The sequence below is a fragment of the Enterococcus sp. DIV1444a genome (assembly GCF_051712125.1).
Classification (GTDB): domain Bacteria; phylum Bacillota; class Bacilli; order Lactobacillales; family Enterococcaceae; genus Enterococcus; species Enterococcus faecalis.
The window spans coordinates 293340-320276 of record NZ_JBIOOG010000001.1 but is presented as its reverse complement, the minus strand read 5'-3'; the positions used below and the strand labels follow the sequence as shown (position 1 = coordinate 320276).

Below are 26937 nucleotides of genomic sequence, written 5' to 3'. Positions count from 1 at the left end.
TCCTACTTGCCGAAAAATGAACAAATTATAAACAAATGAAAAAAAGTTAATAACAATACTAGCTTTTTTTTGTTCACTTGTAATAAACTATAAGTAAGAAATAGATTAAAACCACTAGGAGGGACGCTTTTGACCATTAAACGCCGCTTTTTTATTTCTTATATAAGTGCCATCATTATTACTTTAGTCTCTGTTTTAGCTGTTTTATCCTTAGCTTCTTACATCACGTTAGGAACTGTCCCCAGTTTGCCCCAAGCTTACCGAATGATGAATAAGCAACGACCATTGACCGCTAACGAAGAAGAAAGTTATTTAGCCTTAGACCAACTGTTAAAAAAATCACCGAAATTACTAGATACGCCTTTGAGTAAAGAATTAAAAGAAACGATTCAAACAATTGAGGCAAAAGGATTAAGCGTGATTATTCGAAAGAATGCCCGGTTTCCTTATTATTCGGATAATTTAGTAGAAAAATCTTTGTTTGTACATATTCCAAACTACGAAATGAATAATATTATGCCAACTGGCACATTGGATAATGCAGGGCGTCTGTATCATTATGTCAAATCCGATTTTCATTATTTAGATGGTTCTAAGGGGAGCTTTATTGTCTTGAAACGCGAAAGTAGCCTCTTTGAATTCTTCACACGCTGGATTATCTGGATGATTTTGTTAATTATCCTTGTAGCAATTGCGGCGGCTTGGCTCATTAATAAGCGCTTAACCAAAACCACTATTGAGCCATTAGAAGCATTAGAAAAAGCGACCAAAACATTGAGCAAGGATGCTCAAAAAGAAAACCCTTTTACACCAACTAGTCACCAAACTGTCTCAACGGAAGTCAAACAGCTCCAACTTAGTTTTGAACAAATGTGGCAAGATTTAGAAGAAGCCAATGCGGAACGTGAAAAATATGAAACTAATCGGAAAGAATTAATTGCAAATATTTCTCATGACTTAAAAACACCAATTACTTCTATTATTGGTTATGTTGAAGGCTTGATGGACGGCGTTGCCAATACCGAAGAAAAAAAGCAACGCTATTTAACGGTTATTCATGAAAAAAGTTTAGGCCTCAATGATTTAATTGAAGAATTATTTTTGTATTCCAAATTAGACCTAGACCGTGCTGTTTTTACGATGGAAAAGACCAATTTCACCCGTTTTATTGCGCATATCCTTGAAGAGTACCGTTTGGAACAAGAATTAGTGATTACTTCTTCGATTCCAGCCGAAGCCTTATATGTTCAAATAGATCCAATTCAGATGAATCGCGTGATTACCAATCTGATTCAAAATAGCATTAAATTTGCAGATCCCACTAAAGAACAACTAGCCTTTACGATTTCTTTAACACATAATCAAACAGACTTAATTTTAACCATTACAGATAACGGTATTGGTATCGATAAAAAAGAATTACCTTATTTATTCGAACGCTTTTATCGTGTGGATAAATCTCGAACTCCAACGGTTAAAGGAAGCGGATTGGGATTAAGTATTGTCAAACAAATTATTGACTATCATCAGGGAACAATCACTGTCACAAGTAAAAAAGGAAACGGCACCAACGTGATAATTACGTTGCCGTTGTTGGAGGATGAAAAATGAAACCACATGTATTAATTATTGAAGATGATCCAAGCATTGCTGATTTACAAAAAGATTATTTAGAAATTAATGATATGACTGTCACAATTGAACATGATGGAAAAAAAGGATTGGACGCAGCTTTAAATGAGCCCTTTGATTTAATTATTTTAGATGTGATGCTGCCGACTATGGATGGTTTTGAAATCTGTCGTGCGATTCGAAAAAAAAAGCAAACACCGATTATGATTGTCTCGGCTAAAAAAGAAGATATTGATAAAATTCGTGGTCTTGGCTTAGGTGCGGATGATTATATAATCAAGCCGTTTAGCCCCAATGAATTAGTTGCTCGAGCAAAAGCCCATATGAACCGCTATCAATTGCTAAGCAAAGCAGAACAACCACCACAATTACTACAAATCAATGAAATTGCTGTCGACACAGCCGCCCACAAAGTGTTTGTTTTAGAAAATGAAGTTATTTTTACAAGTAAAGAATACAAATTGTTGGTTTTCTTGATGGAACATCCCAATCGCGTGTGGAATAAAGAAGAACTTTTTGAAAGTGTCTGGGGATTTGATGCCTTAGATACTGAGGTTTCGACTGTCGTTGTTCATATTAAACGGATTCGGGAAAAATTAAAAAAAGCCAATCTCTCTGATTCTCCGATTGAAACACTCTGGGGAAGTGGCTACCGCTTCAATCGATAAAGAGCACAAAAAATAAGTCGGGTCCTATTTCTAGGATCCGACTTATTTTTTTTATTAATTTACACGAGAAAATTTTTGATAAAGTTGGTTAAAAACAATCATAAATTGTTCAATTTCTGCCATTGTATTGCTTTCATCTAAACTAATGCGCACAGCAGAAGTAGCCAATTCTCCAGGTACATGCATGGCATACAAGGTGCTACTAGCCATTTTTTTGCGGCTAGAACAAGCACTCGTGGTCGAAATATAAATCTGTTTTTCTTCCAATGCATGGACTAGTACTTCTCCACGGATTCCTTTCAAAGCAAAACACAAAATATGTGGCGCAAAATATTCATTTTCTTGTGAAAAAACAGTCACATTTTGAAATTTTCCTAGCGTATTTAATAAACAACTCCGTAATGTCGCCACATGTTGCGGCCGTTGTTGCTCGTTCTCTAAATGCAAACGCAACGCTTTGGCCATTGCCACAATTGCTGGTACGTTTTCTGTCCCACTTCGTTGGTTGTTTTCTTGCCCGCCTCCTGTTAAAAGCGGCGCTAAGCGTTTGCCTTGTTTCCAATACATAAAACCGATGCCTCGTGGTCCATGAAATTTATGTGCAGAAAACGTTGCAAAATCCACCCGATCCGTTAACCACTCTGAGAAATTAACTTTTCCAATTGCTTGAACCGCATCTACATGAAAATGAATTTTAGGAAACGCCGCTAAAACCTCGCTGATTTCTTTAATTGGTTGAATCGTTCCCACTTCATTGTTCACTGCCATAACAGAAACCAAAATCGTTTCTTTTCTAATTAATTTCTGTAATTCCTCGACTTTCACACGACCGTCTTTATCCACTGGCGCATAAGAAAGTTCAAAACCTAGTTCGACTAATTGTTCCGCTGTTTCTGTGACTGCTGGATGTTCCACTGCAGAAATAATGATATGATTACCAAATTCTCGTTTTTCGATTGCCGTTCCTTTTAAAACCCAGTTATCTCCTTCAGTTCCGCCACTTGTAAAATAGATTTCATTTGCTGAAACATTGATTAGCTCCGCAAGCTGCTTCCGTGCTTGTTGTAAGAGCCGATTTGCTTGGCTGCCTAAGTCATGTAGGCTAGACGGATTGCCAATAATCCGCTGACTGGTTTTTACATATGTATCTAAAGCTTGGGGGTAAATCGGTGTGGTTGCACTATTATCAAAATAAATCATTTGTCACCCTTCTTTTTTAAAATTCTTTCCCATTATATACTTTCTAAAGTATCACTTCAAGTCACCACTACGCCATAAAAACAGAGGCTTGTCTGTCGACAAACCTCTGTTTAGTGATTGTTTAATTAAATGGCTGTTAAATTAGGGTTATTGATATTTTTAAAATAAAAATCTTCGATTCGTTTGAACGCTCCTGGCTCAACAGCTTCCAAGGCCGTTCCAATTTCATCTAATGCATCTTGATAACGGAATTCTGTCGAGAATAAATACATGCTTTTATCTAAAGCCGTTCGGATGTTCTCATGAGTATGACGATAGCGGTTTGCATATTGCATCATTTGTTCTGTCAAAGCTGCTGCATTGACTAAATCTTTTGTTTTCTTATCTAATAACTCTAAATCATCTTCGCATAAGTCACACAAACGATTGATTTCATCCATGTTAATACGCATTTTATTTAAGGCACGGCTTAAATCTTCAATTCGATCTGTTGCCACATAGAAAAATTCCAAGTAATCAGCAGACAAACCTGGCAATCGTTGCTTTTCAACATACCGTTTGATACTCCGTAAACGGAATTCGTATTCGTCAACTTTTTCTTGGGCGACTTTTTCGCCTTTTCTTAGTTCTTTCAATGAAGCATCGATTTCTAATTGTTGATTTTCAATATCATCTAAAATCTTATAGCATTCTTTATAGAACGCTTGAATTTCAGAATAAGGAACGGTATGTTCTTTCATTCGAGGTTCCAAATCTTTTTGACGGCGAATAATTTCTTCAATTTCCGTTTGGAAACCACGACTACGTCCTAGCTCGTTATTATTTAAGGTGTAACTTTGTGAGACATGGTCCAATTCAATCATTAATTGACGGTTATTTTTTAAGGAATGAGAAATATAATCGTCAATAATTTTTTGATTGGTTACGACATATTTCTTCGCTTCGATTTCACGTTCCATCACTTCATATAATGCATCGATCGCCGTTGCTGTGTCGCGATTTGCGACCTCTACTGCGGCAATCTCTGTTTTTTCTAAATCAGCCATTGAATTCTCCACACGTTTTTTCGCATGTTGAATTTCTTCAGCAAAGTTTTGTTCAGGGAATACATAATCGTCAGCTAATAATTGGTTGTAGCCTTCTTCAATTTCTTTTAATTGATCCGGGAAAGTTTCATTTAATTCTTCATACATTGGTGGAATCCGTTTCATCAAGTCCTCCAATTCATACGTATGACGTTCCGCATCTTCTAGAACTTCTCGAGCCTCGATTGGATCGCCTGATGTATTTAGAGTGACAAATTGTGTGAATTCAATTTCGACGTTTCTTAATTGTTTTTGGATTTCGGAGTAAGCCGGACCAAAGCTAGCTTTATCATCTTTTAGTGATTTACTTAATTCTTCATAGACATCCAAAGCTTTTTGAACTTCTAATGAATTGCGCTCTTCACTTTCACGTAATTCTTTCAAGCCATTACGAATGACTTCCACTTCGGCTTCCATTTCGGTCATCGTTTCATTCGCTTCCACGACTGCTTTTTTCGCTTTCATGAAGCGGAAAATTTCATTTTGATTTTCGACTTCATAAATTTGACTTTCTAGTTCGGCGAAAGAACGCGTTGATAGTTCTACCCAACGTTGATTCCATTCACGGAAACTATTTTGACTCTGTCCAACTAAATGCATTTTTTTGATATCATCAATTTCTTCAAAGACTGGCAAGTCAAACAGGGCTTCTTTACGAACTTCTAGTTCATTTAATTGTTCTTGATTTTTTTTGCGCATAAAATAACCAATTAAGTATAGCACCGCAGCAATAATAACGATTACTAGTACTAAAATGATAATCCAATTATTCTTCATTTTGGCTCCTCCGATAATTTTTCTATAATAAAAGAAAGGTTGTTTGTTCTCTTCACACGGTTATCTATTGTTTCTGACCCTTGAAAAAGGCCATTCTTGCAGAAATACCTATAGAAAATTATAGCACAAACTGTATATTCATTCACTAGTTATAACAAACTTTTTTAAGAAAACCCACGATCTTCTTACGAAGGGGTTGATTCACTGCTTTCATCGATTCGATTTTCACTAATTTTTTTACAAATATCACTTAGTTGTGTTAAGAAGGCATCCGCTTGACTTTGATCCATGCCAAAGTGTTCATCTCGCATAGCCCAAACTTCTAGCCCAGCTTCTTTCGCAGAGGCAATGCCTTTTTCTGAATCTTCAATGGCTATACATTCCTGTGGAGCGACAGCTAATTCTTGTAACGTGTGCAGATAAATATCCGGCGCTGGTTTACTTTCTTCGAAATCTTCCCCACTCACGACCGCATCAAAATAACTACTTAATTGCCCCACTGTCAAAACCTCTTCTATTGCGTCTTTTGTGGAAGAAGAAGCTAATCCGATTTTATAGCCTTGTCTTTTTAAAAATTGTAAAACACGTTTCGCATTTTCATCAAGCACAGCTAAATAATCTATCGGATGCGCTTTTTTATAGGCTATGTATTGTTCATTTAAAAAAGCAATATCTAGCTCTTTTTTGTTGACTTGTTCAATCTTTTGCCATAATGAACGCATATCCGCACCGACTAATTCTGGCAAGGTTAGGCCCTCAATGGTCAAATCAAATTCCGCTAAAAATGCTTTACGTCGCTCATAATAATAAGCTTCGCTATCTACTAGGACACCGTCCATATCAAAAATAATGGCAGTTTTGGATTCTGTCATACTATTTAACTCCTTCGTTACGACTCATATCTTTACAGTTTAACAAAATTTTAAGGAAAAATGAAGAACAAATATTTTCATGATTTCCTAACTTTCTGAAAATAAGTGGTTGCTTTTCTAAATGTTTTTCGGTATCCTTTTACTAATCTACAAATGAGAAAATAATTAAAAACAGGAGTGATAAACGTGAACGTAGTTAAATTCGGCGGTAGCTCGCTAGCATCAGCACCACAGTTACAGAAAGTCTTACAAATCGTCAAGGAAGAGCCGCGCCGAACGTTTGTCGTTGTATCCGCTCCTGGAAAGCGAACCCCGCAAGATATTAAAGTGACTGATTTATTGATTCAATACTATCAGCGCTACTTAAATAATGAGGAAATTGAACCGACAATCACTGCCATCATTCGACGTTATGAAGATCTTTTTGATGAATTACACTTGGATAAAGCAGTTTTAGCTGATATCGCTATTTCGATTCGCCAATTAGCCACTTTACCAAAAGAAAACAATGCTTTTTTATTTGACTATTTTTTAGCTAGCGGCGAGGACAATAATGCAAAGGTTGTTGCCAGTTTTTTCAGGCAAAATGGCTTAGATGCTCGCTACATTAGTCCAAAAGAATTAGGTCTCCTAGTGACACCTGAGCCAGGCAATGCCCGCATTTTACCAAAAGCTTTAGAGAAAATTAGTGCCTATCGTGAGACTCAGCAAATCTTGGTTATTCCAGGTTTCTTTGGCTATACAGAAGCAGGCGAAATTTGTACTTTTTCTCGTGGTGGTTCCGATATCACAGGGTCCATTATTGCCGCAGGTGTCCAAGCAGATTTGTATGAAAATTTTACTGATGTGGACGGAATTTATGTCGCACATCCTGGAATTATTGAACATCCTCAAACAATTCAAGAATTAACCTACAGAGAAATGCGAGAGTTAGCTTATGCAGGATTTGCCGTCCTCCACGATGAAGCCTTAATGCCTGCCTATCGTGCAAATATTCCAGTCGTTATCAAAAATACCAACAACCCACATCATCCTGGCACCCTAATTACCACCTCTCGCAAAGTGAAGCATGCTCCTGTTGTAGGAATTGCTAGTGATCAAGGATTCGCAAGTATTTACATTAGTAAGTATTTAATGAATAGAGAGTTAGGTTTTGGGCGACGGCTCTTAGAAGTACTAGAAAAATTAGCCTTAAGCTATGAGCATATGCCCTCAGGAATTGATGACATTACGATTGTGTTAAGAGAAGACCAGTTAACCACTGAAATTGAAAATCGGCTGATGACCCAACTCCAAGAAGTTTTAGCGCCTGATGAGTTACGCATCACGCATCACCTTTCCATGATTATGATTGTCGGCGAAGGCATGCGCCAACGAATTGGGGTTACTGCTGAAAGTACAATGGCGTTAGCCAAAGAAAAAATCAACTTAGAAATGATTAACCAAGGATCTTCGGAAGTAAGTATTATGTTTGGTATCAAAAAAGAACAAGAGGAAAAAGCCATCAAAGCCTTATATCGGACGTTCTTCCATGATTAATGAAAAAGACGAATGAGGAAACTCATTCGTCTTTTTCATTGGTCTCAGTAATTTTCAATTGGCGTTGAATTTCCGCTTTAATTTTAGCTTCTGGCGCAAAATCTTGTTCCCAATTTTCAGGTTTTAATACTTTATTTGTTTCCGGATCATAATGTGGCTGCCCATCTGGAAATAATTTTCCCATATTGGCTTGATGAACGATTTCAATAATTTTTGTTGGATTGACGCCCATTAAGCAAAACGAACCATAAGTAAAATACAATAAATCGACTAGTGCATCCACTTCCTCCACTAAAGGATCAGATACTGGTTTGCCTTTCGCCAAGACTTTCTGCTCTGCTTTATCGACAGATTTTTTTAGTCCGTCGACTAATTGTTGAAAAAGCACCTGGTCATTATCAGCAGCACTATATAAAAATTCTACAAGTTCTTCGACTTTAAACTCTGCTCGTCGACTGGCTAGCTCTGGCGAAAAAGCAGTTGGTTGCTCTGGTTGTTGTGGATTAAAAACCTCGTGGAATGCACAAGCCATTTCATAAGGGGATTGCTTTTCAGACATTCAGCTACCTTCTTTCTCAAAATAAATCTAATTGTTTTGGATTCAAATCATCGTAACTCAAATTCAAGACTTTTTGCATCTGTAGGGCGTTTTCTGCAGCATCACCGCCAGAATTATTATTAAAAATCACGCCCACTTCTTTGGCTTCTTGCGACATTTTTAAAACAGCTTCGCTTAAATCAGCGATTTCTTGCGTATTATAATGATAGAGGGTTCTTTTTTTACGCCACTCTGAATCATTGGCTAACCAGCCAGCCGCATTACGTCCGTGAAACCGGAAGAGCACGAGATTAGGATTCGTTACATAAGGATAAAAGGGCACTGGATTCGTAGGGATCTGCGGTTCATCTACAATCACAAGTGAAAATTGATTTTCTTTCATAAATTGCAACATTTGTTTTACAAAGTTTGGTTGATACCATGAATTATTTCGTAATTCAATGGCGATGGGTAGGTCTTTAAACCAGTGACGAATTTTTTGCAAGTAAGCGACATTTTCTTTCGTACAACCAAATGTTCCTGAAAATTGTACCAGAAAGGCAAATAATTTTTTACTTTCAATTAATGGGGCCATACTTTCTAAAAAAGCGGTGATCATTTCTTCTTCACTTGCATAATAGGTTTGCCACTCACCTTGACAACTGATTCCACTATAAACTTTCATGACAAAGCGAAAGTTTTCTGGAACTGCTTTGACCCATTCAGCTACTCGTTCTTTGGGAGGAATCCCGTAATACGCCGTGTCCATTTCAACTAGCGGTAAATGACTGGCGTATTCATAAAGCGTGGCCCGTTTTTTCCCAGTTAAATAGTCGTGTTCACTAAAAGATGTTAATCCTAAGCGAATCATGTCCTTCCTCCTCTGCGTAACTTTTTATTTTTCTATATTGTCAGCTCAACTTCTTAGTTTGTCCAATCGATATTCGCTTCACAATAGATTTGACCATCAATCCGAATTTCATGGCGCGTTTTCAACTGATTTTCTTGTTCGACAATTTCGTAATGACTTTCGACTTCTTGGCCGTATTCTACTTCTTTGTCAAATTTTACAAGAATTTTTTTCGGTTGATGTGTTGTTAAAAAGTCATACCCTAACACGTCCAATAACCAATTAAAGTAAATCGCATTGTTAACATGTTGATTGCCATCAATATCAAAAAAACGCACGCGATAAGGTAAAAAGTTCCCCTCTGTGACTTTTTCAATTTTTTCATGGCGATAAATTTTAGTGATTTTTTCAGAATCAAAAGGTGCAATAATTTCTGGTAACACACTACTGATTTTCCGATTTTTTTGATCCATTAAGACAAAGGTTGATTTCACAAAGACACATTCATTGCCTTCTTCATCATGAACCCAAAAGTTACGATAACAAAAATATTTGTTATAACTCATTGCTTGCGTTGTAATTGCTACTTTTTCACCAACTTTTGGTAAGCGGTGAATCTCTATTTCATAATTGGTGATGACCCAACCTAGGCCAAATTGGGCGACATAAGCCGCATCTCTTCCTAGTAATTCTGTTTGTTCTTCTGATACTTTAATGACAACCGCTAACAAAGCTGGTATCTTCATTGCGCCAGTAAAATCGCCGTCATAGTAGGCAACTTCATAAGAGGATGTATGTTTTTTTCCCACGAAATAATCTCCTTTTTCCAATGGCTACTTTCGTGTCATTGTTTCTTATTAAAAGTATACCACGTGATTTCTTCAATTGCGATTCTGAATAAAAAATTAACAAAAATCCGAAAAATACTATTATTTATATTATTTAAAACCATGATTAATATCACTAAAAAAATATTGACTTATTTAAAAAATAACATTTCTTATTATTTGTATCTGAAAGATTATTATGTTATATTCATAACTGTAAGCGCATACAAAAAATTTTTTAGGAGGTTTTTTTCGTGAAAAAGAGTTTATTAACAATCGTCCTGGCTTTTAGTTTTGTTTTAGGTGGCGCTGCATTGGCCCCTACTGTTTCGGAGGCTCATGGTTACGTGGCAAGTCCTGGAAGTCGTGCTTTCTTTGGTAGTTCTGCTGGTGGTAACTTAAATACAAATGTTGGTCGTGCACAATGGGAACCTCAAAGTATCGAAGCGCCAAAAAATACGTTTATTACTGGTAAATTAGCCAGTGCAGGTGTCTCAGGTTTTGAACCTTTGGATGAACAAACAGCTACTCGTTGGCATAAAACAAACATTACAACAGGTCCCCTTGACATCACTTGGAACTTAACTGCTCAACATAGAACTGCTTCTTGGGATTACTATATTACGAAAAATGGCTGGAACCCAAATCAACCATTAGACATTAAAAACTTCGACAAAATTGCTTCAATCGACGGCAAACAAGAAGTTCCTAATAAAGTTGTCAAACAAACAATTAATATTCCGACAGACCGCAAAGGTTATCATGTCATTTACGCTGTCTGGGGCATTGGTGATACTGTGAACGCCTTTTACCAAGCAATTGATGTGAACATTCAGTAAAAATACCCACATCTTAAACTAAATTAAAGGAGTTCTCAAAAAATGAAGCTAAAAAAAATAATTCCTGCTTTTCTCCTTCTTTCGACCGTTGCAGCGGGCTTGTGGTTAACGCCTACTCAAGCTTCTGCAGATGCTGCGGATACGATGGTAGATATCTCTGGCAAAAAAGTGTTAGTTGGGTATTGGCATAACTGGGCCTCAAAAGGACGCGATGGTTACAAGCAAGGAACATCAGCAACGTTGAACCTTTCAGATGTCAATCAAGCCTACAATGTCGTACCGGTTTCCTTTATGAAAAGCGATGGTACGACACGGATTCCTACGTTCAAGCCTTACAATCAAACGGACACTGCCTTCCGACAAGAGGTCGCACAATTAAATAGTCAAGGTCGTGCAGTTTTATTGGCACTTGGTGGAGCAGATGCACATATTCAATTAGTCAAAGGTGATGAACAAGCCTTTGCGAATGAAATCATTCGTCAAGTGGAAACATACGGCTTTGATGGTTTAGACATCGACTTAGAGCAATTGGCAATTACTGCTGGCGACAACCAAACCGTCATCCCTGCTGCGTTGAAAATAGTCAAAGACCATTATCGAGCACAAGGAAAAAATTTCATCATTACGATGGCGCCAGAATTTCCTTATTTAAAACCTGGTGCCGCTTATGAAACCTACATTACTTCCCTAAATGGTTATTATGATTACATTGCCCCACAATTATATAACCAAGGCGGCGATGGTGTCTGGGTTGATGAAATTATGACTTGGGTCGCCCAAAGCAACGATGCTTTAAAATACGAATTCCTCTATTATATGTCTGATTCATTAATCCATGGCACGCGCGGCTATCTACAGATACCAAACGATAAATTAGTCCTTGGTTTACCAGCAAATCGGGATGCTGCTGGTAGCGGCTATGTCGTTGAGGCCAGCCCTGTAGCCAAAACTTTTGACCAGTTAGCAAAAGATGGTAATCCTATCCGTGGCTTAATGACTTGGTCTGCAAATTGGGATGTTGGTCAAGATGTCAACGGCAAGTCCTACAACAATGAATTTGCGACACGTTATAGTAACCTCGTAAAATAAAAGCTATTTTGAGACAGAACACCGCGTTTGGTTCTGTCTCTTTTTAAATTTTATTCGCCTGTCTTTCAATAATCCAAACAGTATTCTCTCACTTTCTAACCAATTAATTTTAAACCAATCACAGAAACAATGATTAAAAAAATAAAAAATATCCGGCGTGGGTCTTTTGATTCACCTAAGAGCATTCCTAAAATAGCGCCTCCTGCTGTACCAATTCCTGTCCAAACCGCATAAGAAACGCCCATTGGTAATTGTCTCATTCCTAAATATAAGAATAAAAAACTACCACTAAACGCTAGAATTAAAATTAACAATGAACGTAAGTCTTTTTTTGTTGTAAATAATTTAATTGAACCTACGCCAAAGATTTCAAAACAGCCTGCAATGACTAAGTATAACCAACTCATCTTGTTTCCTCCTCTTTATTTCCAGTTACCATTTTTAAGCCAATCACACCTATTAATAACAGCAACAGAAAAAGAACTTTTCCTATGCCCAATGGTGTGTGGAATAAAAAATGATCTGTCACAATAGTTCCAGCACTACCTAAGCCGACAAATACAGCATAGGCTGTGCCCACTGGCAATTCCTCTCCTGCTTTAATCAGCGCATAAAAACTGATAAAGATTGCAATTACTGTCCCTAAAATCTCCCACCATGTTGTACTATGCTTCATGCCAATGACCCAAATCACTTCACAAAAAGCGCCAAAAATAACTTTTAACCAAGCTTTACTCATCTTGTTTTCCTTCCCTTCCAAACAAAAAAAGTGCCAACAAACAGTTCAGCTATGGCCTAAGAACTGTTCATTAACACTTTAGTCGCAAGCATCCGGCGATGTTTACGCAAGTTTATGTATTAAAATATCTCTGGTCATTATATTCTTATTTTTTAAAAAAATCAACTAGAAAATAATAGTTCGAATTCGAGACATTTCTTTTGCATTTTTAGGACTAATCATTTAAACTTACTTTTAGTAAGTTAATTAAAAAATTATTTTTCTTTTAGGAGGATTTTTATTATGAATACACAAATTTTAGGTTTACACCACGTCACTGCCATGACCTCAAGCGCTGAAAAAATTTACCACTTTTTCACCGATATTTTAGGTCTACGTTTAATTAAAAAGACCGTTAACCAAGACGATATTGAAACGTATCATTTATTTTTTGCTGATGATGCTGGCTCTCCCGGAACAGACATGACTTTCTTTGATTTCCCAGGCTTACCTAAAGGAACCAAAGGAACCAATACAATTTCTCGTACTTCCTTCCGTGTAAAAGATGATGCTGCTTTGGATTACTGGGTATCACGCTTTAATGAATATGCAATTGATCATGGAGAAATTCAAGAACGTTTTGGTAAAAAGTATTTAGAATTTGAAGACTTTGACAATCAACGTTACCAGCTTATTTCTGATGAAAAGAACCAAGGTGTTGCAGCTGGCACGCCTTGGAAAAAATCTAACGTTCCTAGTGAACATGCTTTAATCGGCTTAGGTCCAGCCTTTGTAACTGTCGAAAATTACGAACATCTGCAACTAGTTTTAACTGAAGTTTTAGGATTCAAATTGATTGATGCTGAAGGTAGTTTCCATTTATTTGAAGTTGGTGAAGGCGGGAATGGAGCCAGCATTATCGTAGAGCATCGAGAAGATTTGCCAGCGGCCCAAGAAGGCTACGGCAACGTCCATCACTTAGCCTTGCGCGTTGCCGATGAGGAAGCACTACGTTTCTGGATTGAAAAAATTAATCGTTTGGAATTCCCTAATTCTGGCTTTGTGGAACGTTTTTACTTTAAATCTGAATATTTCTTGGCGGCAACACATGTTTTATTTGAACTGGCAACCGATGGTCCTGGTTTTTTAGAGGATGAAACCTATGAACACGCTGGCGAAAAATTATCATTACCACCATTTTTGGAACCAAAACGGGCAGGGATTGAAGAATTTGTGCGTCCTTTCGATACTTCAGATGCAAATGTTCAAAGAAATTAGTATTTTTTCTAGGAGGCTCCTATGATTCATTACAATAGTAACGAGTTATCTGCAAAAACAGCGTATAAATTTTTATCAGGAAGCATTATTCCTCGGCCAATCGCTTGGGTTACAACACAAGATACAGCTACAGGTATCGTCAACGCTGCCCCCTTTAGTTTCTTTAATGCGGCGGCAGCTGAAATTCCTTTAGCAACATTGTCCATTTTACGACCAGACAAAGAGCCTAAAGACACGGCACGAAACATCTTGGCTACTAAAGAACTCGTCATCCATTTCGTTAATGAAGACGTTCTTACTCAAATGAATCAAACTTCGGCATCTTTAGCAGCAGAGATCAGTGAAATTGATACATTCGGTATTGAAACCATTGCCAGCCAGACTGTTGCTGTTCCAGCAATCAAAGCCGCGCCGATTCGGATGGAAGCTCACTTACATCAATATGTACCTATTGCTAACCATGAAGGTCAAATTATTACGGATTTATTCATTGTAGAAATTACCGATTTCTATTTTGATTCAGCCGTTTTTGATGAAGAACATCAGTACATTTTACCTGAAAAACTCCAACCGATTGCTCGTTTAGCAGGCAATGATTATACAACATTGGGCGAAATCCGTGAAGTTCGCCGTCCAACGTAGAAAGAAGGCCCCCGCCATGACGGCGGGGGCCTTCTTTTTCTGTTTTAGGCTAACGCACCCATTGGATCCCAAGGTGCCAAAACAGTTGGTGCTTGTTCCCAAGCTTTTTTCTGTTCGTCAGTTAATAAATCTTTGTGCACAACGATTTGATAAGTGTATTCGTCCATCCACGCATCGCTCATGACGAAGAAGCCATTTTCACCGACTTTTTCGCCCCAGCTATTTTCCACTTTCCATTTTGTTGTTTGGCCATCAATGATATCAACACCTGTTAAAACCATGGCATGTGTCATTAAGCTTTCACCAAAGTCTAAACGTTCTGCTTTAGTCATCGTAAAATCAATATCAAAAAGATCGTTCATATCGTAAACGTCTAATGCCATAATTCCTGTGTCACGTGTTGAAGATTGGCCGACATCACAACCAAACCAAACAGATTCGCCTTGTTCCAACTGTGCAGCAGCTAATTTTTTGAAAGCAGCCATTTCTACATTTAAATATTTAACTTCTTTGCCGCCGACAACATTCCCTAACATTTCAACAGTGTATGTTTTGTTGAAGGGTTTATCTTCTGTAGGAGCATTAATAATACTTACATAATCATGTAAATCAACGCCAACGTATTTCTCAAAGAACGTTTGCGGTGTTAGATTTTGCTCCAAATGATAATTTTTTTCTTCGTCACGGTATTCAAAATCAAAGGTTTCTGGCGGCGTTCCTAAAGAGATTGCTAAGAAATTATAAATTTCTTGTAACATTGCTTCTTTGTTTTTTTGGACTTCTTCAGCAGAAGCGCCTTTTTCAATTAAACTACGTAAAATTGTTGCATCTTTGCGTAATTTTTTATTTAAATAGTTGTTTAAATCACGTGAATTGGAACTGTTGCTACTTTCAGGCATTGCCGTTTTAGGTACTACGCCATATTTATCAAAAATTGAAACAATCATATCCCATTGCCCACCATCTTGTTGTGGTGTAGCTAATAAAAAGGCCACTTTACGACTAGTCAACGGTTGATCGGCTGTTGCAATAATATTTTCATAGAAATAATTTGATTTTTCATATTTATCCCAGAAAAATGTATAGTTTTGTGATAATTCAAAATCTTTTAATTGAAACGTATTTAACATTCTATGTCTAAATGTATTTAACGCCGCAAACATCCAGCAGCGACCGCTTTGTTTTTGATTGGCCACTTTTCCAGTAGCTAAGTCGACTGAAAAGACGGGTACGTTATTCACGGCTCCTTGTACAGATTCACCAGAAGCGCTGATACCATTTTTTACAACACTACGTTGTAAGGCATTTTGTTTATTATTGTTCAAGAAATCTTGATGGAATTTCTCTGTTAATTTTGGTTCAATTGCTGTCATTTTTTCATCGTCCTTTCATTTTACGTTCTTCTTCATTATATGCTTCTCTTTAAGCAGAAACAACCATTTACTCTAAATTCCTTGCTTTCTAACTCTTTTTGTATTAGTATATATAATACAGGTAGCACAAATAAGACAGGAGTGATTCGATGCTTTTAGAAATAGATGAACAAAGCGAACAACCGATTTATCAGCAACTCATTGATCAGATCATTGTAGGCATTGCCAAAGGTGAACTGGTTCCCAATGAAAGTTTGCCTTCTATCCGACAATTGGCAGACGAAATCGGGGTCAATATGATGACTGTTTCAAAAGCTTATAACAAGTTAAAACAATCAGGTTATATTGTGACTGACCGTCGTAACGGTACCAAAATTGCCGCAAAATTACCTGCTACCGCTGTTTGGCAACAGCAATTGCATGAGCGTTTAGAACTTCTGTTAGCTGAAAGTTTTTTACATCAGCAATCCGAAGCAGAAATCCAAGCACTTATTCAGAAAATTTATCAAAATTTTGATTCGAAAGGGCGTGCATTATAATGGCGGTATTCTTTTATTTCATCCTAGTTTCTGTCGCTTTTTTTATGGCATTTACTATGGGGATTTATGCAAATCCTCACAAAAATATTATTTTGGAAAACACTTTACCAGAAGATAAACTACAAGATCCCAGCGTTCAAGCAATCCGAAAACGTTATAAAAAACACTTGGTTCAATTAGCAGCCATTTTCAGTGTTCTTAGTTTACCTTTGTTATTTATTCCTTATGATTCGATTTTATTGTTCCTTTTTCTGTTACTTTTATTTAGTTTTATTGGCAGTGGCTACTATCTGCAAATTGTTTATATTCGCAAAATGGCCGCTTTAAAAATGCAAAACGGCTGGTTGCTTCCTAAGCGTCCTCTCTTAATCGACACACAATTAGTTTTAAATAAAAACCAGAAACTTATTTCATTTTGGTGGTTTTTACCTGCGATTATTCTTACTTTTGCGGGGGGCTTTTATTCCTTGCAAACGGCGATTGGTTCTTGGATTCTTTTCTTAATTGCTGTTTTGATGTTAAGTTTGTTCACCGGCGGCTATTATTTTGTTGCGCGCTTACCTGTCAAACCGCTAACTAGTGACTCAAAAATTAATCAGCAAATCAATGATTTATTTCGACATCATTGGTCTGTTTTAATGGTTTTATCGGCCTTAGTTTTTGCGCCGTTAACCATTTTACCAACTTTCACAATTGTCATTGATTATACGGTTGCGATGACCCTTACATTTTGTTATTTTATTCTTTTGTTTGTTTATGTAGGCTTTCTTTTCTACTACCTATTTTCAATGCGCAAAAAACAAGACCAATTCGTTTTACAGGCCGGCGATTATCGCTATGGGGATGATGATCAATATTGGCGGTATGGGATTTATATCAATCCAAAGGACCCCAAAATCATGGTTCCCGATCGCATTGGTATGAATTTATCTATTAATCTCGGTCGTCCTGCTGGGAAAATTATTCTAGCTGCTACTGGTATTTTAACGATTGCGGTGCTGTTCTTTGCCACAGTACCGATGTTTATAAATGATTTTTCTAACCATGCCTTTCAAGCAACCATCGAAAAGAAACAAATTGAATTATCTGCCCCATTAGCAAAAACGAGATCGATTCCTTTTAACCAAATCGCTGCTGTTTCTTTGATTGATAACTTACCTCAAGAACGCATTCGCACAATGGGCGCTGCGACAGATAGTTACTTAACAGGAGAATTTAAAGTCGCTGGAAAACCTGCTTATTTACTAATTTATACAAAAAGTCAGCCGATTCTGAAAATAGAAACACGGGAGAAAGTTTATTATTATACTGCGCGTGATGGTCAAGAAACGACTAAGATTTATCAGGAAATTAAAGCAAAACTTCCATAACAAAAAAACAGGGCCTACGCATGATGGTAGGCCCTGTTTTTTTGTTATTCGCTGACAACTTTGAATTTTGTACCTGCCAACATAGTATTCAGTTCATCCTGACTTACTTCACGATCTGCTGTCACAACGGCTGTATGATCTGCCAAGTGAACCGCAACATTCGTTACGCCGTCAATGCCACTAAATTTTTCAGTGACTGCTTGAACACAGCCCTCACATTTCATTCCGTCAATTTTTACTGTTTTTTCCATTTCACTTCATCCTTTTCAATTTTATTTTTGACTTCCACTAGTTCTTTTCACCGCCGAAGGTTTAAATCCTTTCAAGCGTAAGGCGTTTAATAAGACCGAGACTGAACTAAAACTCATAGCTGCTGCAATCATCGGACTTAACAAAGGTCCACCAAATAAGTGTAACACACCCATGGCCACTGGAATACCTAATGTATTATAGGCAAATGCCCAGAAAAGATTTTCTTTGATGTTTTTGATAGTCGCTTTACTTAATTCAACTGCTGTAGGCACATCCATTAAATCACTGCGCATTAGCACAATATCAGCCGATTCCATTGCAACATCTGTGCCTGAACCAATAGCAATCCCCACATCCGCTTGGGCAAGTGCTGGTGCATCATTAATACCGTCACCCACCATCGCAACTTTTTTTCCTTCTGCTTGTAGTTTTTTCACTTCTAACGCTTTATCTTCTGGTAAAACTTCACTTAAGACACGATCGATACCTACTTGTTTCGCAATCGCCTCGGCAGTGCGCTTGTTATCTCCCGTAATCATCACGGCTTCGATCCCCATTTTATGCAAACGCGCAATAGCTGTTTGACTGCTGTCCTTCACAGTGTCTGCTACCGCAATAATGCCCGCAAACGAACCATCTTTTGCCACAAACATTGGGGTTTTCCCTTCTTCTGCCAAACGATCCGCTTGTTGAACAAATGTTGATAGCTCAATAGCTTCTTCTTTCATTAATTTCACATTGCCCAAAAGTAAGACTCGTTCGTTGACTGTCACACGGATCCCGTGACCTGGAATCGCTGAAAAATCGCTTCCTTTTGCTAATGGCAATTGACGTTCTTTAGCCGCGCCCACAATTGCTTCACCTAGGGGATGTTCTGATCCTTGTTCTGCAGAAGCTGCTAATGTCAGTAACTCAGCTTCGGAAAGTGCTGAATCAACAACTAAAATATCTGTAACCACCGGTTTGCCTTCTGTAATAGTCCCTGTTTTATCAAACACGATTGTTTGAATTTTATGGGTTGTTTCTAAAGCATCCCCGCTTTTAATTAAAACGCCATTTTCGGCGCCCTTACCTGTTCCCACCATAATCGCAGTCGGCGTTGCCAAGCCGAGCGCACAGGGACAAGCAATCACTAACACAGAAATGGTAATTGTCAAAGCAAAAATCCATGACTCTTGTCCTAAAAAGAACCAAGCCAAGCCAGAAAGGACAGCCAAACCAATGACGATTGGAACAAAAACACCCGAAATTTTATCAGCTAATTGTGCAATCGGCGCTTTTGAGCCTTGCGCATCTTCCACTAATTGAATGATTTGGGCAAGGGCCGTCTCTTTTCCCACTTTTGTTGCCTTAAATTGAAAGCTGCCATTTTTATTGATGCTAGCCCCAATCACAGCATCACCGACTTTCTTTTCAACAGGCAAACTTTCGCCCGTTAACATGGCCTCATCCACAGAACTACTGCCTGAAACAATCACTCCATCAACAGGGATTTTATCTCCCGGGCGAACAACCACAATGTCATCCAACTGAACAGCATCAACTGGCACTTCAATTTCTGCGCCGTCACGTAAAATATGGGCAGTTTTCGGTGCTAAACCCATTAATTTTTTTATCGCATCTGAGGTTTTCCCTTTTGAAACAGCTTCGAAATATTTTCCTAACGTAATTAAGGTTAAAATAACACCCGCTGATTCATAATAAAGAGCCATTGTAAAACTTGTATCTCCTAAGAATATCATGACTGTGCCATATAAACTATACACAAAAGCAGCACTGGTTCCTAAAGCCACCAAAGAAAACATATTCGGATGACCTTTAAATAATGCTTTAAAACCAACTGTGAAAAATTCTCTGCCGACATATAGGACAGGTAAAGTCAAAATCAATTGAACCATTGCAAAAGTCGTCGCATGTGTCATTGGATTCAAAAAATCTGGCAATGGTAAGCCTACCATGTGTCCCATCGCAATATAAAGAAGTGGCACTGTAAACACCGCTGAGAGCCAAAAACGTTGCCACATCTCAGCAATATGTTTTTGTTTCTTTTCGCGATCTTGGTCCGCTGTTGCACCGGCAGTGACTTCTTCTGTCGCCTGATAACCTGCATCCGTAACTGCTTTGATAATTTCAGCACTCGTTACTTGATGGTCGTCATAACTAACTACCAGTTTTTCCGTGGCTAAATTAACAATCGCTTGTTGAACACCAGATAATTGGTTCACAGCTTTTTCAATCGTTTGAGCACAGGAAGCACAACTCATTCCTTCAATCGCAAACGTTCGTTGCTGGGCTGGGCTAATCGCCTTGTAGCCAGCATCTGACACAGCTTCCTTGATTTCTTCTTCTGTGACTTCCGTCTGATCATACGTGACACTTAATTTTTCCGTAGCTAAATTGACACTTGCTTTTGCCATCCCAGGTAACTTCGACGTAGCCTTTTCAATCGTTTGGGCACAGGAAGCACAGCTCATCCCTTCAATATCAAACGTTTTACTTTCCATTTTTTTCACTCCTTTTTAAATTAAATGACATTGGCATTGACCAGGAATACAGTTACAAGGGACAGATTCAACCGCCGTCTTGCGCTTCTCTTTCAAGAGTTCCTCTAATCGATCCAAATCGTCATAACTCAACTGACTCTCTGTTAAAATTGTTTCTACCACGGAACCGACTTTACGGCTACACACTTTGGCCAAAAGTTCATCTGCCACCGTTTCAACGCTCTGACGTTCTTCTACTAGCGGATAATAAATATATTTATTGCCTGCTTTCTCCGTTCCAACTAACCCTTTATCTGTTAAACGACTTAGTAACGTCTTGACGGTCGTTGATTTCCATTCTTTCTTCTCATTTAAAAGTGTATGCACTTCACGACTCGTGGTCTTGCCTTGGGTCCAAATAACCCGCATGACTTCCCACTCTGCATCAGTAATTGTCGCTAATTTATCTTTTGCCATACTCGTTAAATTCCTCCTTTATCAATAAAAAAAGAGTTCAAGTTTATCGACTACAAACGTAGTCATTTATCTTGAACTCATCATATAGCTATTTTATTTTTTTGTCAACAACTTCTGCTCATCTTTTTTTATCGCAACGCAGATTCTTGTTTTTTAACAAAGTATTTCAATAAGAACGGTGCAACTAAGGTCGTTAAGATAATTACCACAATCATGCTCGTATAATACGCTTCTGAAAGTAATTTAGATTGGTAGCCAATTTGCGCAATGATTAATGCCATTTCCCCACGCGAAACCATCCCAGCACCAACCATCAAGGAACTTGTATTGGAGAAACCAACCATTTTCGCTCCCCAGGCGCCGCCCAGTAATTTCGTTAAAATCGCCATAATCGTCATTACCAAAATAAAAGGTAAATCTTTTCCTAACGTGTTAAATGTCACTGATAAGCCAATGCTGGCAAAGAAGACGGGAATAAACACGGCATAGCCAATAGCTTCAATATTGAAATCAATTTCTGTTTTGGCATCCGTTTGGCCCACAGCAATCCCTGCAAAAAAGGCACCTACGACAGAACTTAAACCAACTAAATCAGCCAAATAAGCCATGCCCAAACAGATAATCAATGACATGATAATAACGGAAGACCCAATGTTCATTTTTTGACTTAAACGTAGTAAATAAGGAGCGATAAAGCGAACCAAAAAGAAAATCCCAATAAAGAATAAGCCTTGTTCAATTAACTTAACAATAAAGCTGACTTCTGTATTGCCGCCTGTACTTGCACCAATCATGCCGACAGCGACACTTAAAATAATCACGACCACGATATCGTCAACGACAGAAGCCCCAAGAATCGTTGCACCTTCTTTACTACTTAAAACATTCAACTCTCTTAATACTTCTACTGAAATGCTGACCGAGGTTGCTGCTAAAACTAACCCAAGGAAAAAAGCTTCTTTCCAAGAAAAAGCAAACAGCTGACTAATCAACATAGTAAAACCAACCGGTAAAACAATGCCCAAAATAGCGACCATGACACTAGGTTTCGCATATTTTTTCAATAAGTCCAATTCACATTCCATTCCAGCAATAAACATCAGCATAATTACACCAATCTCTGAAAAGTCATGCACAAATACATCCTGATGCACAATATTTAACATCGCTGGACCCAACACAATCCCTACTAACAATTGCCCAATTACTGCAGGAATCCCTACTCTTTTACAAGCAACACCTGCTAAAGTTGTTGTAATTAAAATCAAACATAAAATACCTAAAAATTCCATTCTATTTCCCTCTTTCTCTATTAACCAATCATCACTGATTCTTTTGGATATTGAACTTTCGACTGACTTTCCAAGCCTTTCTTAATTAATGATAATAACACCGTGTACACACCGACACGACCGACGAACATTAGAAAAATAATCACCAGTTTACCAAAAACAGTTAAATCTGGTGTTAACCCCATTGTTAAACCAACCGTTCCAAAAGCAGAAATTACTTCAAAAACAATATACTCAATCCCGTTTTTTAAAGGTAATGTTTCTGTAAACGAGAGAATAACCGAAGCAGTTACACATAAAAAAGTTGCCAAGAAGAACAAAGTAAACGCTTGGAGCACTACTCGCTCAGGAATTGTGCGTTCATGGAATTCCACTCGCTGTTTCCCCTTAAAAATCGCACGAAATTGTAAAAATAACACCCCAAACGTGGTGGTTTTCAAGCCGCCAGCGGTTGATCCTGAAGTTCCACCAATAAACATCCACAAAATTGTGACAATCAGGCCTGGATTACTCATTTTTAAATAATCAACCGAATAAAAGCCAGCAGTTCTTGGTGTAACCGACAAGAACCAACTATTGACAAGACGTTGCCAAAAAGACATGTCAGCTGGAAAATGGCGATATTCTGAAATGTAAAAAATAACGGTCCCTAATACTAAAAAGGTGGCGGTCACCGTTAAAGCAAGGCGTGTATGAATACTAACACGGTGCTTAATTTTATTTTTATAGCCTTTAATCATTGTAAAAATATCGCGCCACACAATAAATCCTAAGCCACCAGCTATAATTAAAAAGCTTATGACCAGTAAAAGGTAAGGCGAATTTTGATAAGGAACCAGGCTATCTCCTAGCAAATCAAAACCAGCATTACAGAATGCCGAAACGGCATGGAAGAGACTAAAAAACAACCCTTTTTTCCACCCAAATGTCGGCACAAATTGAAAGGACAACAAGAAGGCTCCAAGTAATTGAATAATAGCCGCAAACTTCATAATATATTTCATTAAACGAAAAACTCCGGAAACTTCACTAACATTTAACGCTTCTTGATACAACATTCGTACACTTAGTGACGCTTTTTTTCGCAGCAAACTAAAGAAAATCGTGGCAACTGTTAAAAAACCTAAGCCGCCTAATTCAATCAAAATCATAATAATAACTTGCCCGATAGGACTCCAATGTTCCGCCGTATTCAAAGGCGAAAGTCCTGTAACACAGACGGCGGAAGTTGCCACGAAAAAAGCATCAATCCATTGTGTTTTTTGTCCAGCTTGTGCAGAAAAAGGCATCATTAATAAGATCGTGCCTACAACAATTAATAGAAAAAAGCCTAAGACAATTGTTTGAACAGGTGAAATATACAACCTTCTTTTGATCTGATGTTTCATTTTTTTCTCCTCTATCATTTCTTTGTCAATCAAAAACAACACAAACGGCTAGACAAATGTTGCTTTGTTCCTCTCGCCCTATGAGAAACTCAAAACCTTGAAAGCAACTTGCCCAACCGAATAATTATTTTTTAATTTTTGTTTTCACGTTGATAAATCGAATAAACCAACTCATTTTTTTGATAAACCTGTTTTAAACGAACTGGGATTGATTGAGCCATTGTCTCGTATAGAGCAATACCCTCACCCAGAAACAGTGGCATTGTCGTCAAAATGAAGGTATCAATTAAATCAGCTGCCAAAAGCGGTTGAACCACTTTCGGGCCTCCAACAATCCAAATTCCAGCGCCGTCTTCTTCTTTGAGACGACGAATTAATGTGACGGGATCTTCCTTGGTAAAAGTTCTTGAAGCAGTTGATGGTTCTGGATGAGAGGTAATGATATAAGAATGCTTGTCTTCATAAAAATATACATCTGGGGACAATTCTTGTGTAACTTGATCATAAGTAGTCCGACCCATTACCACAGTGTCTATTTTTTCATACATTTCATCGTAACTACGATCTTCTTCATCGCCACGAATATTCTCTTCTAACCAAGCAACACCGCCTGCTTTATCCGCAATAAAACCATCAATACTCGCTGCAATAAATAAAATTACTTCCCGTGCCACACCAACGCCTCCTTTTCTCTTCTTATCTATTTTAGCTTGTTTTCACAAAAAACTCTAGGGGTGTGCATTGTTATTTTTAAAAGAAAAAAGAGAAAAACTAGGATAATTGGGCTACTTTTTGTAAAATAGGAAATAAGAAACTTTTTATTGAGTTATTTTGCATTTTTTTCAAAAAAAATAAGAATTGGTTTATTTAATTTACACAAAAAAATAACATATTCAGTTTTTATATAAAGGAGGATTACTTTGTGTGATTTAGAGAAGGTTCAGACCTTGAATGAATTAGAAATGCTCGTTTACCATTATGTACTGGAACATCTGCACCAAATCCCTCAACAGACCATTCGCCAACTGGCTACTTCCTGTCATGTCTCCACCTCAACGATTCTACGATTTTGTAACAAAATGGGCTATGCTGGCTTTTCCGAATTAAAATATGCAGTGAAAGAAGAAGCCAAACAAACACAAACGTTTGAAAATTTTTATGATGCCACGATTCACGTCGATGCTTTTTTGAAAAAATTAAACCAAGAAACCTATTACGAAATGCTTCGTCCAGCGATTCAAATGATTGCTCAAGCACGTCACATCGCCTTTACTGGCATTGGTACTAGCGGGATTTTAGGCAGTTATGGCAGTCGTTATTTTACCAACTTAAATATCAATTCTTACAGTATTGCTGATCCTTTTACGCCTATCCCCAAGCGTGGATTTGAAAATACATTAGCCTTGATTCTGTCTGTATCTGGGGAAACCAATGAAATGATTAAACAAATGACCGATTTTAAAACAGCTGGCGCCAAAGTGCTAAGCATTACCAACAATCAACATTCAACTATTGCCCGCTTGGCTGACTACAACATCTCCTATTACATGCCCGACGAACGTTCTCCATTTGCAGATAAATCAGTCAATACAACCACTCAAATCCCTGTCATTGCTTTAATTGAACTCCTAGCTCATCAAGCAAGTCAACTTTTAAAGGAACTAGATGAAACTCATTCCTAATCGTTTTCCAAAAAAGCTCATGCTGTTTTGGACAGCATGAGCTTTTTTGTTTTTTTTCTTGGTACATGTTTCTCATTCAAGCAAAAGTCTATTTTTTCTTCAAATAACCTTATATAGTAAATATGTAAACGGATACATTTGCATTTATATTATTCTTCAAAGGAGAGATTTTTATGAACGAATGGATTAACGAGAAATTATTACCTCCAGTACTAAAATTCGTCAATACCAAAGCGATTACTGCCTTACGGAACGGGATGCTTTACACGATGCCTTTTACCATTGTTGGTTCCGTGTTTCTTCTATTAGCGAATTTCCCAGTTACAGCTATTTCTGAATGGGTTAACGCAAGTGGCCTGGCCGTTTATTTCAATCAAGCATATGGTGCATCTTTTGCGATTATGTCTTTATTTGCGGTCATCGGTATTGCCTACTCATATGTAAAAAGCGAGGGATTTGAAGGCCTCCCAGCGGGCATGATTGCCATGGTGGTTTTCATTTTGTTTATGTCATCTGAAGTCAAAGATGCGGTTTCTGGCGCAGTAGTTGGCAATGTCATCAACAAAGATTGGACAGCTGGCAAAGGGATGATTACAGCTATTATTGTTGGTTTGTTAGTAGGCGTTGTATATAGTTGGTTTTTACGTCATGATATTCGCATCAAATTACCAGAAGCTGTACCAGAAAATGTGGCCAATTCCTTTACTGCGTTAATTCCTGCCAGCGTCATTGTAACTGGTGCAATGCTAATTTTCATTCTTCTAGATAAAGTCTTCAATACGACATTCTTTGACTTTATTTACGAAGTGCTACAATCACCACTTCAAGGGGTCACAGATTCACTAGGTGGCGCATTACTATTAGGATTTGTCGTCCCGCTCTTTTGGTTTTTCGGTGTTCACGGATCAACAATCGTTGGCGGTATCATGGGCCCTATTTTACAAGCAAACTCTTTAGAAAACACCGAAATTTTGAAATCAGGAAAAGACTTAACACTGGCTAATGGCGGCCATATTGTTACACAACAATTTTTAGATCAATTTTTAACAGTCACTGGTGCGGGCATGACAATTGGGTTAGTCGTGTTCATGGTTTTCTTTGCCAAATCAGCTCAGTTTAAGCAATTAGGTCGTCTTTCAATTGGGCCAGCTGTTTTCAATATTAACGAGCCAATTGTCTTTGCTACACCTATCGTGATGAACCCAATCATGGCTGTGCCGTTCATTATCACACCGATTGTTTCTTCTGTTGTGACATATTTTGCCTTGTACACAGGACTGGTGCCTCTCTTTACTGCGGTGCAAGTTCCTTGGACTACTCCTCCAATTATTTCTGGACTTTTAGTTGGTGGTTGGCAAGCAGCGTTGCTTCAAGTAGTGGTACTGACGATGAGTTTCTTTATCTATTTACCGTTTGCTAAAAAAATGGATGCACTTAATTACGCAGAAGAAACCAATCAACCGATTACTGAAGAAACCCTTGAAAAAGTCGAAGCACAAAACGCATAAAAATTTGAACAAAGGACTG

Annotated in this window: 26 protein-coding genes; 11 read left to right on the top strand and 15 right to left on the bottom strand. The window is 37.9% G+C overall.

The window, feature by feature from the left end; translation table 11 throughout:
* The first annotated feature begins 267 nt into the window (after window positions 1-267).
* Entirely contained in the window at window positions 268-1611 is a 1344-nt protein-coding gene (locus IGI87_RS01800; protein WP_280211447.1) for a sensor histidine kinase, read from the top strand.
* Window positions 1608-2300: a response regulator transcription factor gene (locus IGI87_RS01795; RefSeq protein WP_104853823.1), complete on the top strand. Its 693-nt coding sequence runs from the start codon at window positions 1608-1610 to the stop codon at window positions 2298-2300. The genes IGI87_RS01800 and IGI87_RS01795 overlap by 4 nt, the downstream gene beginning before the upstream one ends.
* Before the next feature lie 54 nt (window positions 2301-2354).
* On the opposite strand, the gene IGI87_RS01790 is transcribed toward IGI87_RS01795, so the two are convergent.
* The 3 genes from IGI87_RS01790 to IGI87_RS01780 form a co-directional block, all read right to left on the bottom strand.
* A complete protein-coding gene (locus tag IGI87_RS01790; RefSeq protein WP_104853822.1) occupies window positions 2355-3500 on the bottom strand; it encodes a cysteine desulfurase family protein in 1146 nt (381 codons plus the stop codon).
* Window positions 3501-3625: 125 nt separating this feature from the next.
* A complete protein-coding gene (gene ezrA, locus IGI87_RS01785) occupies window positions 3626-5362 on the bottom strand; it encodes a septation ring formation regulator EzrA (RefSeq protein WP_280211181.1) in 1737 nt (578 codons plus the stop codon).
* Between the two features lie 185 nt (window positions 5363-5547).
* Window positions 5548-6234 (bottom strand): HAD family hydrolase, encoded by a 687-nt coding sequence (locus IGI87_RS01780; protein WP_002355232.1) that lies wholly within the window; start codon window positions 6232-6234, stop codon window positions 5548-5550.
* 186 nt (window positions 6235-6420) lie between these two features.
* Between IGI87_RS01780 and IGI87_RS01775 the strand changes: the two genes are divergently transcribed.
* On the top strand, window positions 6421-7773 hold the full coding sequence (locus tag IGI87_RS01775; RefSeq protein WP_438736106.1) for an aspartate kinase: 1353 nt from the start codon (window positions 6421-6423) through the stop codon (window positions 7771-7773).
* A 22-nt stretch (window positions 7774-7795) separates the two neighbouring features.
* Here the strand turns inward: IGI87_RS01775 and IGI87_RS01770 are convergent, their stop codons facing one another.
* The 3 genes from IGI87_RS01770 to IGI87_RS01760 are packed head-to-tail and all read right to left on the bottom strand — an operon-like array spanning window position 7796 to window position 9970.
* The gene (locus IGI87_RS01770; protein WP_131639225.1) at window positions 7796-8332 is read right to left on the bottom strand and encodes an HAD family hydrolase; all 537 of its coding nucleotides are present in this window, start codon (window positions 8330-8332) and stop codon (window positions 7796-7798) included.
* Between the two features lie 16 nt (window positions 8333-8348).
* Window positions 8349-9182 (bottom strand): DUF72 domain-containing protein, encoded by an 834-nt coding sequence (locus tag IGI87_RS01765; RefSeq protein ID WP_104853817.1) that lies wholly within the window; start codon window positions 9180-9182, stop codon window positions 8349-8351.
* A gap of 53 nt (window positions 9183-9235) precedes the next feature.
* On the bottom strand, window positions 9236-9970 hold the full coding sequence (locus IGI87_RS01760; RefSeq protein WP_002413507.1) for an acyl-ACP thioesterase domain-containing protein: 735 nt from the start codon (window positions 9968-9970) through the stop codon (window positions 9236-9238).
* A gap of 272 nt (window positions 9971-10242) precedes the next feature.
* Between IGI87_RS01760 and IGI87_RS01755 the strand changes: the two genes are divergently transcribed.
* Entirely contained in the window at window positions 10243-10827 is a 585-nt protein-coding gene (locus tag IGI87_RS01755; protein WP_002355225.1) for a lytic polysaccharide monooxygenase, read from the top strand.
* A gap of 42 nt (window positions 10828-10869) precedes the next feature.
* A complete protein-coding gene (locus tag IGI87_RS01750; protein WP_438736105.1) occupies window positions 10870-11916 on the top strand; it encodes a glycosyl hydrolase family 18 protein in 1047 nt (348 codons plus the stop codon).
* A 95-nt stretch (window positions 11917-12011) separates the two neighbouring features.
* On the opposite strand, the gene IGI87_RS01745 is transcribed toward IGI87_RS01750, so the two are convergent.
* Both IGI87_RS01745 and IGI87_RS01740 read right to left on the bottom strand, forming a co-directional pair.
* The gene (locus IGI87_RS01745; RefSeq protein ID WP_002361148.1) at window positions 12012-12323 is read right to left on the bottom strand and encodes a DMT family transporter; all 312 of its coding nucleotides are present in this window, start codon (window positions 12321-12323) and stop codon (window positions 12012-12014) included.
* The gene (locus IGI87_RS01740; RefSeq protein ID WP_002386054.1) at window positions 12320-12676 is read right to left on the bottom strand and encodes a DMT family transporter; all 357 of its coding nucleotides are present in this window, start codon (window positions 12674-12676) and stop codon (window positions 12320-12322) included. The genes IGI87_RS01745 and IGI87_RS01740 overlap by 4 nt, the downstream gene beginning before the upstream one ends.
* A gap of 261 nt (window positions 12677-12937) precedes the next feature.
* Between IGI87_RS01740 and IGI87_RS01735 the strand changes: the two genes are divergently transcribed.
* Window positions 12938-13912, top strand: coding sequence for a ring-cleaving dioxygenase (locus IGI87_RS01735; protein ID WP_002355221.1), 975 nt, complete (start codon window positions 12938-12940; stop codon window positions 13910-13912).
* Window positions 13913-13933: 21 nt separating this feature from the next.
* Window positions 13934-14554, top strand: a complete 621-nt coding sequence (locus tag IGI87_RS01730) for a flavin reductase family protein (RefSeq protein ID WP_438736104.1) — start codon at window positions 13934-13936, stop codon at window positions 14552-14554.
* Between the two features lie 44 nt (window positions 14555-14598).
* On the opposite strand, the gene IGI87_RS01725 is transcribed toward IGI87_RS01730, so the two are convergent.
* Window positions 14599-15927: an aminopeptidase C gene (locus IGI87_RS01725; RefSeq protein WP_438736103.1), complete on the bottom strand. Its 1329-nt coding sequence runs from the start codon at window positions 15925-15927 to the stop codon at window positions 14599-14601.
* A 149-nt stretch (window positions 15928-16076) separates the two neighbouring features.
* Between IGI87_RS01725 and IGI87_RS01720 the strand changes: the two genes are divergently transcribed.
* Window positions 16077-16466: a GntR family transcriptional regulator gene (locus IGI87_RS01720; protein WP_002358356.1), complete on the top strand. Its 390-nt coding sequence runs from the start codon at window positions 16077-16079 to the stop codon at window positions 16464-16466.
* Window positions 16466-17836 (top strand): PH domain-containing protein, encoded by a 1371-nt coding sequence (locus tag IGI87_RS01715; protein ID WP_438736102.1) that lies wholly within the window; start codon window positions 16466-16468, stop codon window positions 17834-17836. The genes IGI87_RS01720 and IGI87_RS01715 overlap by 1 nt, the downstream gene beginning before the upstream one ends.
* 44 nt (window positions 17837-17880) lie before the next feature.
* Here IGI87_RS01715 and IGI87_RS01710 read toward each other — a convergent pair whose 3' ends face one another.
* From IGI87_RS01710 to IGI87_RS01685, 6 genes are all read right to left on the bottom strand, one after another.
* Window positions 17881-18087, bottom strand: a complete 207-nt coding sequence (locus tag IGI87_RS01710) for a heavy-metal-associated domain-containing protein (protein ID WP_438736101.1) — start codon at window positions 18085-18087, stop codon at window positions 17881-17883.
* Window positions 18088-18108: 21 nt separating this feature from the next.
* On the bottom strand, window positions 18109-20592 hold the full coding sequence (locus IGI87_RS01705; protein ID WP_438736100.1) for a heavy metal translocating P-type ATPase: 2484 nt from the start codon (window positions 20590-20592) through the stop codon (window positions 18109-18111).
* 15 nt (window positions 20593-20607) lie between these two features.
* The gene (locus IGI87_RS01700) at window positions 20608-21048 is read right to left on the bottom strand and encodes a CopY/TcrY family copper transport repressor (protein ID WP_002379040.1); all 441 of its coding nucleotides are present in this window, start codon (window positions 21046-21048) and stop codon (window positions 20608-20610) included.
* 128 nt (window positions 21049-21176) lie between these two features.
* Entirely contained in the window at window positions 21177-22340 is a 1164-nt protein-coding gene (locus IGI87_RS01695) for a cation:proton antiporter (protein ID WP_113794804.1), read from the bottom strand.
* Window positions 22341-22360: 20 nt separating this feature from the next.
* A complete protein-coding gene (locus tag IGI87_RS01690; protein ID WP_104854741.1) occupies window positions 22361-23728 on the bottom strand; it encodes a TrkH family potassium uptake protein in 1368 nt (455 codons plus the stop codon).
* Between the two features lie 131 nt (window positions 23729-23859).
* Window positions 23860-24402, bottom strand: coding sequence for a dihydrofolate reductase family protein (locus tag IGI87_RS01685; protein ID WP_085443748.1), 543 nt, complete (start codon window positions 24400-24402; stop codon window positions 23860-23862).
* A gap of 246 nt (window positions 24403-24648) precedes the next feature.
* Here IGI87_RS01685 and genR point away from each other — a divergent pair, with 246 nt between their 5' ends.
* On the top strand, window positions 24649-25410 hold the full coding sequence (gene genR, locus IGI87_RS01680; RefSeq protein WP_438736098.1) for a transcriptional regulator GenR: 762 nt from the start codon (window positions 24649-24651) through the stop codon (window positions 25408-25410).
* A gap of 173 nt (window positions 25411-25583) precedes the next feature.
* Complete coding sequence (genB, locus tag IGI87_RS01675; RefSeq protein ID WP_113794803.1) at window positions 25584-26918, top strand: PTS sugar transporter subunit IIC; 1335 nt, start codon at window positions 25584-25586, stop codon at window positions 26916-26918.
* The last annotated feature ends 19 nt before the right edge of the window (window positions 26919-26937 follow it).